The sequence below is a fragment of the Actinoplanes sp. NPDC048791 genome (genome assembly GCF_040650095.1).
Classification (GTDB): Bacteria; Actinomycetota; Actinomycetes; order Mycobacteriales; family Micromonosporaceae; genus Actinoplanes.
In genome coordinates this window covers 1-9,175 of sequence record NZ_JBEZGQ010000037.1, presented here as the reverse complement: position 1 = coordinate 9,175, position 9,175 = coordinate 1, and the positions used below count along the sequence as shown (strand labels likewise).

General features: G+C 68.5%; 7 protein-coding genes. 4 read left to right on the top strand and 3 right to left on the bottom strand.

Annotated elements, in window-relative coordinates; genetic code table 11:
- The coding region (locus tag AB0C29_RS05345; RefSeq protein ID WP_360815461.1) for a hypothetical protein at positions 1 to 724 on the top strand (724 nt) is incomplete at its 5' end.
- A gap of 37 nt (positions 725 to 761) precedes the next feature.
- Here the strand turns inward: AB0C29_RS05345 and AB0C29_RS05340 are convergent.
- The 3 genes from AB0C29_RS05340 to AB0C29_RS05330 form a co-directional block, all read right to left on the bottom strand.
- Positions 762 to 1,703: an SDR family oxidoreductase gene (locus tag AB0C29_RS05340; RefSeq protein WP_360815458.1), complete on the bottom strand. Its 942-nt coding sequence runs from the start codon at positions 1,701 to 1,703 to the stop codon at positions 762 to 764.
- Positions 1,704 to 1,756: 53 nt separating this feature from the next.
- The gene (locus AB0C29_RS05335; protein WP_360815455.1) at positions 1,757 to 2,380 is read right to left on the bottom strand and encodes an NAD(P)-binding domain-containing protein; all 624 of its coding nucleotides are present in this window, start codon (positions 2,378 to 2,380) and stop codon (positions 1,757 to 1,759) included.
- Between the two features lie 388 nt (positions 2,381 to 2,768).
- Positions 2,769 to 3,311 (bottom strand): CGNR zinc finger domain-containing protein, encoded by a 543-nt coding sequence (locus AB0C29_RS05330; protein WP_360815495.1) that lies wholly within the window; start codon positions 3,309 to 3,311, stop codon positions 2,769 to 2,771.
- A 73-nt stretch (positions 3,312 to 3,384) separates the two neighbouring features.
- On the opposite strand from AB0C29_RS05330, the gene AB0C29_RS05325 reads away from it, so the two are divergent.
- From AB0C29_RS05325 to AB0C29_RS05315, 3 genes are all read left to right on the top strand, one after another.
- Positions 3,385 to 4,692 carry an MFS transporter gene (locus tag AB0C29_RS05325; protein WP_360815452.1) on the top strand — a complete coding sequence of 436 codons (1,308 nt, stop codon included), beginning with the start codon at positions 3,385 to 3,387 and terminating at the stop codon, positions 4,690 to 4,692.
- Positions 4,693 to 4,929: 237 nt separating this feature from the next.
- Complete coding sequence (locus tag AB0C29_RS05320; RefSeq protein WP_360815449.1) at positions 4,930 to 6,249, top strand: cellulose binding domain-containing protein; 1,320 nt, start codon at positions 4,930 to 4,932, stop codon at positions 6,247 to 6,249.
- Between the two features lie 188 nt (positions 6,250 to 6,437).
- The gene (locus tag AB0C29_RS05315) at positions 6,438 to 9,131 is read left to right on the top strand and encodes an RICIN domain-containing protein (RefSeq protein ID WP_360815446.1); all 2,694 of its coding nucleotides are present in this window, start codon (positions 6,438 to 6,440) and stop codon (positions 9,129 to 9,131) included.
- Positions 9,132 to 9,175 lie beyond the last annotated feature (44 nt).

Here is a 9,175-nt window from a genome sequence, read left to right as displayed (position 1 = left end):
CACCCGAACCAACCACTCGGGCGCCTCGGCGGCCCTGCACTTCACGTCGTGCTCGTTGGGGGGGCCCTGCTTCGCCGGCGGCGCGGCGCCGCGCCGCGTCACCGGTCGTTTCCGCGGCGCCGGCAAGGCGACGAGAGAAGAGATCATGAAGTCCTGGGCCGGCATCGCGGGGTGGCACCGGAACCGCTACGTGTGGGCGACGCTGATCCTGCTGCTGTCGGCCGGCGCGGTCATCCTCACCCGATCGGCCGGTTCGGAGGCGGCGCCCGAGGATCTGCACGGGCAGATCATGTTCCGAATGCGCACCACGCTCGAACAGTCGAAACCAGAGCAGCACAACCATACTGGACACAATGGCCAGCAGGTGGCGGCCGAGGAACAGTCGACGCCGGTGATCTGCGGGGTCCACGTGTACGGCCACGAGCCCGCTCAGGCAACCACTCTGGCCGAGGTGCGGACGGTCTACGGCTTCCACTTCTGCGGGGTCGCCGAGAAGAAGCGCCCGTGGGACGTCGCGGTGAAGCTCGCCGGCCCGGTCATTCTGGATATGTCCACCGAGCCCGTCGGCATCCAGGTGGTCGAGGCGACCGACGACGTCAAGTTCATCGACCGGCTCCGGCAGATGTTCCCGGCCAAGTACGCGGACCTGGCGACCAAGGAAGCGCTGACCGATTCCGAAATGGCCGACCTGCGCCGCCGGTACGACGCCGCGGCCGATCTCTGACCACGCACGCCGAGGGGACCGAATTCAGGTTCTGTCGTCAGCCGGCGGGGAAGTAGTGGCCGTTGTCCAGATCGGCGAGCAGTCGGGGCTGAGTGGGTTCCCAGCCGAGGGCCCGGCGGGTGATGAGGTTGGACGCCGGGTAGCTCTGCGTGGCGATGTTTGCGAGGAGCCCGAAGTATCCCGGCAGCACCAGTTCGTCCACGGGAATACTCACGACGGGCAGGTCCAGACGGCTGCCGATGGCCTCGGCGATTTCGCGGAACGGGATGCCCTCGTCGTCGACCGCGTGCCAGTATCTGCCGGCCGGGCCCTTTTCCAGCGCCAGACGGAACAGGGAGGCGACATCGCGGATGTGCACGGCGTTCCACAGGTTCGCGCCGTCTCCGGGGTAGCCGACGACGCCCTTCTCCTTCGCGAGCGCGATCAGCAGGGGCAGGAAGCCGGCATTGTCGGTCGTGCCGTGCGCGATGTTGGCGATCCGCACGATCGAAGACCGCACTCCCCGCTCGGCGAGGCCGACTACGGTGGTCTCCACGACATTGCGAGCCCGCAGGGTGCCTTTGTGCTCGTCGCCGCTAGGAAGGGCCGGGTCCTCCTCGGTGGCCCACCGGCCCAGGAATCCCTGCCCGGGCGAGCCGATGCTCCCGGCCACGACCAGCGGTTTTCCGGTTCCGGCCAGTGCCTCGCCGTAGGCGAGCATGATCGGGACCTCCGCGGTGGCCACGGCGTGGATCCCGCCGGACGGAAGCAGGTCCTGCCGGTGCGCGACGTGAATGACGCCGTCGGAGTTCGCGGCCGCTTCCTTGAGCCCGTCGAGGTCCTCCAGGTCGCCGCGATGCACCTTCGCGCCGAGCGCGGACAGCGTCGCCGCGGCAGTGTCCGACCGGGCCAGGCCGGTGACCTCGTGGCCGGCGGCGAGGAGCTCGGGGACGATGTATGAACCGGAATGGCCGGTTCCGCCGGTGACGAAAACGCGCATGCTTCTACTTCCTTGTGAGTGAGGTGGCGTGAGAAGTAATGGTGTGGGTGTGCTCAGCTGAAACTGCTGACGCCGAGGGAGAAGTTGAAGTCCCCCACGCCGTGGCGGGCCAGGCTCACCATCAGCGGACCCGTCCCTTCCAGCCAGTGCGCCATTTCCGGGCCGCCGGCATCCAGCGGGCGCAATCCCAGGCTCGAGATGAACCCCGACACGCTCGCCTTGGCTCGCGCGTCGTCGCCGGCGAGAAGCACGTCCAATGCGCCGCCCCGGGCCAGGATGTGGCCGAAGACGGTGTTGAACGCCTTCACGACGTGCACGCTCGCCGGGGCGGCCTTGGCGATCTCCTGCGCGGCAGAGGTGTCCTCCGGAGTGGCCAGTCCGCTCGCGTCGGCTTTCATCGGATTGGTGATGTCGACGATGACCTTGCCGGCCAGCGCGTCCCCGTACTGGGCGACGACCGGCACGGCGCCGGCGTACGGCACAGCCAGGATGACGACGTCGCCGGCCGGAGCGGTGCCGAATTTCCCGGCCGTGGCGCCGCCGCCGAGCGCGGCGACCAATTCCCCGGCCTTGGCCGGGTCACGACCGATGACCTCGACGGCGTGGCCGCCCTCGACCGCGCGGGCGCCGATGGCGCGGCCCATACCGCCCAGGCCGATAATGCTGATGCTGCTCATGAATCGCCTGATTTCTGGAATTGAATGCCTGGACAGAACGCCACGGCCCAACCCGTTGTGCTTGACAGCGGCTTCGATGCCACCGAATGACACGACGGGTCCGGCAAATTCAGGGCGTTCTGATTCTTGTTCTGGGACCTGCTGCAAATGCCGCTGTGGACGCTTATGCGGAATTCGCTCCGTCCCATCGGTTACCAGTGAGCCTGTCATTGGTCCGAGCGGGCGTCCAAGACCTCTTTCAGCGATTGCGATACCCGCAAGGCATCGCCGGACCGCTGCTGGCTCCACGTAAAGCTGCGTGACCTGATCCCCGGTGGCTCGGCAGTGGACCTCACCGCCGACAAAGCCGCCACTCCGCTTCCTGCTTCACGATCGCCGACAGGAGTGGCTATCCGGTTGTGCGGCGCCGGTCGCGCCAGGCTTCTTGCTTCGCGCGGTTGCCGCACAGCTTCATGGAGCACCACTTGCCGTTGCCGGCGCGTGAAGTGTCGTAGAACGCCCACCGGCAGGCGTCGCTGGCGCACACCTTGAGTCTCGACCAAGTGCCGGCGGTCATCGACTCGACAGCGCGAAGAACCAGCTCGCCCAGCGCGCCGTCGACGCCGTCCGCGTGGGTCGTCAGGAGCCAATCGCGATCCGAGGTGAAGGACAGCGAGATGCCGGCCCGCTTCGCGACGTCGTCCAGGACTGCCACCGTGGCCGGAGGCAGGGCGGCCTTGTTGTGGTTGGCCGAGGCCGCCGTACGCAATGCCTCCCGTAGCTCACGCGCTCGGCGAAGTTCGTCGTCGCTGACTGGCCGGTCCGGCCGCAGGCCGGCCGCGTTCAGCCAGCCCCGCAATCCGGCAGCGTCCTCGAGGGCGTCGGTGCCGGCTTCTATGTCGAGGGTGTTGACGAAGCGGCGGATCGGCTCCAGCCGGTCCGGGGCCGCCATCGAGAGGCCGGTTGACATGCCTTCATAGTAACCAGCTTGTGCCCTCAATCGGTTAGCCATAACCTGCTTGACTATGAAGCCGGTTACGGAGGAAATGACAGACGACCATGAACGCCCGGTCCCGGCCTGGTCCAGCCGGAACTTCCGGCGGCTCTGGCGCGGATCTGCCGCCTCGACGCTCGGCAGCGAGGTCGCCGAGATCGCGCTGCCGCTGTTCGCGCTGGTGACGCTCTCCGCCTCCGCCGCGCAGGCCAGCACCTTACGAGTCGCCCAGTTCCTGCCCTTCCTCTTGGCCACCGTGCCGGCCGGCCTGCTCGTAGACCGGTTCCGGCACAGCCGCCTTCGCCTGATGATCGGCGCAGACCTGGGGCGCGCGTTGCTCGTAGCGCTTCTCCCCGTCGCCGCGTGGACCGGGACGGCCGGCATGCCGACCCTCTACGTCGTGGTCTTCGCAGCCGCCGTGCTGACCGTCATCTACCAGATCGCCGACTTCGCAGTCCTGCCGACGATCGTCTCCGAGGGCCAGATCGTCGACGCCAACGGCAAACTCGCCGCGACGCAGTCCGCAGCCGAGATCGGCGGCCGCGGTATCGGTGCCCTGCTCGTCCAAGCCCTGTCCGCGCCCGTCGCCCTACTGCTCAACGCCGGCGGCTACCTCCTGTCGGCGATCTCACTGAGCCGGATCCGCCTGAACGCTCCCACCGCGCAACCGGCCGACGATGAGCCGGCCGTTGACGTTTCGCCACGCCGCGAGTTGCTCCGCGGCATCCGCTTCACCGTCCGCCAACGCTTCGTCCGACCACTGCTCGGCGAGGCCGCCACGTTCAACCTCTTCAACGAGATACTGCTGCTCGGCCTGATGCTGTACGCCGTCCGCGAAGCCCACCTGAGTCCCGTGGCCATCGGCGCGGTGTTCACCGCCGGCGGCATCGGCTCGTTCGCCGGCGCCTGGTCCGGTGCCCGATTCACCGCTCGCTTCGGGTACGGCCGGGTGCTGCTCGTCACCCTGGCCCTCGGCAACGGCGCACCCCTGGGCGTGCTGCTCGCCAATCAGACAGGTTCAGAATTCGGGCTTCTCGCGCTGCTGTGCTCGATCTTCGTCGTCATGGGCATCGGCATCGGCATCGCCAATGTCCACGCCGTCAGCCTGCGCCAGGCAGCCACACCCGAAGCCCTGCGCGGCCAGGTCAACGCCGCCTACCGTCTGGTGTCCTGGGGTGCCATACCGGTAGGGGCCGCCGTCGGAGGCGTCATCGCGACACAGACCGACCCGTTCACAGCAATGGTGACCGGCGCGATCGGCGTGTCCGTGTCCACTCTCTGGGTTGCCCTGTCGGCGGTCCCGGCACTCAGGAGCATCCACGACGCGGCCCGATCGTGACACGTCCCAGCGGCAGGGGCCACGATCCCCCAAGTCGGTGGAGCGGCCGTCATCGCCGTCGCCGACGGCGACCCTGTGCGCGTCGCCGAAGCCGAGGAGCAGGTCCGAAGGCGACACACAACCACCGTGGCAGTCGACCATAGACATCGATGGTCGTCGTTGACATGAGACGTATGATGTTTGCACAATGGGGCGGTGCGACCCCCATCGCGTACTACTTCTTGACTGGAGTACCTCGTGCTTCGTGCCGAACCCCCTGCTCGACGCAAGGGACTGCTCGCCATCGTCGCCGCCGGATTGCTGGTCGTCGGCCTGGCTGTGACCGGCGCCCAAGTGGCGTCGGCAGGCACGTCCCCCTTGGCCGCCAGTGCCCTCGCGCCCACCGCCGGATGCGGCAAGGCCCCCGGGCTGAACAGTGGCAACCACACGATCCAGAGCGGCGGCAAGAGCCGCAGTTTCACCCTCCGGCTTCCGGACACCTACGACAACAACTATCCGCACCGGCTGGCCTTCGGGTTCCACTGGTTGGGTGGCACCGCCGGCCAGGTCGCGACGGGCGGGACCGACGGACAGCCCTGGGCCTACTACGGCATGCTCTCCCAGTCGAACAACACCACCATTTTCGTCGCCCCGCAGGGCATCAACAACGGCTGGGCCAACTCCGGTGGCGAGGACGTGACGTTCACCGACGACATGATCCGTCTGATCGACAACGCGCTCTGTGTCGACACGACCCAGCGTTTCTCCGTCGGCTTCAGCTACGGCGGCGCGATGAGCTACTCGCTGGCGTGTTCCCGGCCGAACGTGTTCCGCGCGGTCGCGGCGATCGCGGCTCCGGGGCCGATCAGCGGATGCAGCGGCGGCACCGGACCGGTGGCGTACATGGGTATCCACGGGGTCAATGACGGCATCCAGAACGGCCGGGCCCTGCGCGACAGGTTCGTCCGGAACAACGGCTGCACCGCTCAGAACGCCCCCGAGCCGGCGCCCGGCAGCCGCACCCACATCATCACCAACTACTCGGGGTGCCGCGCCGGGTACCCGGTCGTCTGGGCGCCGTTCGACGGCGGCCACCAGCAGGGCCCGGTGGACGGGTGCGCCGGCTGTGAGAGTGGCGCGCGCAGCTGGGTCAAGCAGGAGGTGTGGAAGTTCTTCACGCAGTTCGCGAGCACCTCGTCGCCCGGCCCTTCCTCACCCGGCCCCTCGTCGTCCGGCCCGACCCCCTCGAGCCCGGCCGGCGGACCCTGCCGGGTCAGCGCGGCCATCAACCCCTGGAACACCGGCCTGACCGAGAACCTCACCATCACCAACACCGGAAGCGCCCCGATCAACGGCTGGTCCCTGGCGTTCACCCTGCCCGGCGGCCAGAGCATCACCTCAGGATGGGGCGCCACGTACTCGCCGGCGTCCGGTCAGGTGACCGCCCGGAACGTGAGCTACAACGCCACCCTCGCCCCGAATGCCCCGGTGGTCATCGGATTCCAGGCCAATCACACCGGCAACACCGCCACCCCGACCGCATTCACGCTCAACGGCGCGGCGTGCACCGTTGACTGACCGGCGGAAGAGCGGCATCAGGCGAATCGGTTCGCTGTAGCCGTCGTAAAACCATGTATCCGGGCCGTAGCCGCCCTTCCGGGTGGCCGGCGACGCCGGCAGATTGTCGAAACGGTTCGAGTAGCGGCCTCGAGGCTGTGCCCTGAACCGGTGTTGCGGAGCTGGCGGATGAGTCACAGGAGGTTGGCATGCATCGTTCGAACGCCCGCCGGCGCGGTTGGTTGCCGACAGCGGCCGGAGGGCTGGCCGCAGCCGTGGTCCTCGGTACCCTGCCCCTGACGATCGACGGGCCGGCCCTGGCCGCGCCGAGCGCGACGAGGGCCGTGGCGGCCGCCGGTGTCGACGGTGTGGCGGCCGGGAACGCCGCGGTCGCCTCGGTCGACCTGGCCGGGACGTGGAGTTTCACGCCGGCGGGCCGAGGGGCGACGTCGATCACCGTGCCCGGCGGCGGCTGGTACAAGCAGGGCTTCACCGACGTCAACGAGGCGGTGTACTCGCGCAGCATCACCGTGCCCGACTCGGGTCAGCCGCAGTCGGCGTGGATCGAGTTCGGGGCGGTCAATCACCAGGCGACGCTGTCGGTCGACGGCCGGGTGGTCGCGACGCAGACCACGGCGTTCACGCCGTCGAACTTCGACATCAGTGCCTACGCGGCGCCGGGTACCACCCACACGATCACGGTGAACGTGAAGGGCCGCGGCGCGTTGAAGGCATCCAACGGCCGGTACCTGGTGCCCGACGCCGCCACGTGGTCCGAGGCGATACCGCAGGGGATCTTCGGGTCCGCGTTCCTGCGGGTGTACCCGGCGGTGTACGTCAGCGACACCTTCGTGCGTACGTCGGTGGCGAACAAGACGCTGACCTACGACGTGACGGTGCGGAACACGTCGGGCAGTTCCCGGTCGGTGACGTTGACCGGGTCGCTGTCGTCCAGGAACGGAACTGCTTTCAGCTACCCGGAACTGCCCAGCCGTACGGTCACCGTGGCGGCCCGCTCGACCGCGACCGTGACCGTCGGGCCGGTCGGGTGGAACCTCGACAGCACCTCGTACTGGTGGCCCAACGTGCCGTACCGGTCGGGATACCGGGCGCAGCTGCACGGGCTGACGGTGCATGCCGTCACCGACGACGGCCGCACGAGCGACGCCGAGTACCGGTTCGGGTTCCGGGAGGCCACCCAGAACGGTGACTACTACTACCTCAACGGCGTGCGCGTGAACTTCCGCGGCGACAACCTCCAGGGTGGCGACTATGACCGGATCAACAACGGCGGCAAGGGCGACGCGTACCACACGCTGCCCGGCTTCCTGCCCCCGTCGTCCGGCAACGGCGGCTGGCCGCAGGCGGTGGACAATTACCAGCGGCTGAACTACAACGTGGTGCGCATCCACCAGGAGCCCGGCAGCCCGTACATGTTGGATGTCGCCGACGAGATGGGCCTGATGATCATCGACGAGGTCGCGATTCGCGGCTCCCAATCCTCGCAGGAGTGGCAGAACTCCGTCGGGCGCGACAACATGATCAACCACGCCCGTGCGCTGGTCCTGCGCGACCGCAACCACCCCGCGATCATCCGCTGGAGTCAGAACAACGAGCCGAACCAGAGCGGCCAGGATTCCGAACAGTTCGAGAAGGACCTGTACGCGGCGATGAACGGCGCCGACGGAACCCGGCCGATCATTGTCGAGGTGGGCGTCGGCAACAATGTCAGCCTGTATCCCGGGATGACGTACGCCAACTTCGCGGTGATCCCGCACTACGTCGACGGCTTCGGCCGGTACGGGGAGGGCCTGGTCAGCGTGAACGGGCGGCCCGACGGCGAGGGCGAGTTCATCTGGCCGGCCTGCAACAACAAGCAGGGCTTCGAGTGGTTCGCCACGGCAACGCTGGCCAAGCGCGGCAAGGGCGCCACCGACCTGCGTCCGTACACGCTGCTGTCGGCCTGGGCCAGCGTCGTGCCCGGCGTGCGGTCCACCGACTTCACCCCGGAGGAGGGCGGTCACCCGATCTACGGCGCGGACAACCTGCCCGACCCGTGGAGCAACCCGCAGATCCAGCGCGTGCAGGCGGCGTTCAACCCGGTGGCCGCGGTCGACCTGCCGTACTGGTCGGCCTCCGGCGCCTCGGACTCCAACGGCACCTTCCCGCTGCCGCAGGCCGTGCCCACCTACGCCCGGAGCGCCACGGTCACCCGTACCATCACCGTCTTCAACGACGACTTCGCCGACCCTTCAGTGGGCTTCACCTGGACGGCGCGGCTCGACGCACCGGACGGCGCGGTGATCGCGTCCGGAAGCACGACCCTGACCGTCCCGCTCGGCTCGCGGGTCACGCAGCCGGTGTCCTTCACCACCCCCGCCACCGGCAACCGCGTGTACCTGCAACTGTCGACCACGAAGTCCGGTAGCCCCGTCTTCACCGACACGGTGGAGTACTTCAACCTCAGTGGAGGCAGCGGAACCGGGCCCGCACCGGGCACCTACCGCATCGTCAACCGCAACAGCGGCAAGCCGCTCGCTGTCGCGGGCAACTCCACCGCGGACGGTGCCAAGGTGGTCCAGCAGAGTGGCAACGGCACCTGGACCATCGCCACGACCGCTGACGGCACCTACACCCTCCGGTACGTCGCGAGTGGAAAGGTGCTCGACGTCAACGCCGGCAGCAGCACGGCCGGGCTGCAACTGCAGCAGTGGACGGCCAACGGCGGCGCCAACCAGATGTGGTACCTGCGGCCCACCGGCAACGGCTACTACAGCATCGTCGCCCGCAGCAACGGACTGGCCGCCGACGTCTCCGGTGCGTCGACCAGCGACGGGGCGCAGGTCGTGCAGTGGACCGCCAACGGCGGAACCAACCAGCAGTGGCAGTTGAACCCCGCCTGACCGAAACGACCCGGTTCTCGCCTGCTACCGCTGGCCGCTCGACC

Coding starts and splice junctions, on each gene's coding strand:
- AB0C29_RS05340 (WP_360815458.1), bottom strand. CDS start 1,703: ATGCGCGTTTTCGTCACCGGCGGAACCGGCCATTCCGGTTCATACATC.
- AB0C29_RS05335 (WP_360815455.1), bottom strand. CDS start 2,380: ATGAGCAGCATCAGCATTATCGGCCTGGGCGGTATGGGCCGCGCCATC.
- AB0C29_RS05330 (WP_360815495.1), bottom strand. CDS start 3,311: ATGGCGGCCCCGGACCGGCTGGAGCCGATCCGCCGCTTCGTCAACACC.
- AB0C29_RS05325 (WP_360815452.1), top strand. CDS start 3,385: ATGAAGCCGGTTACGGAGGAAATGACAGACGACCATGAACGCCCGGTC.
- AB0C29_RS05315 (WP_360815446.1), top strand. CDS start 6,438: ATGCATCGTTCGAACGCCCGCCGGCGCGGTTGGTTGCCGACAGCGGCC.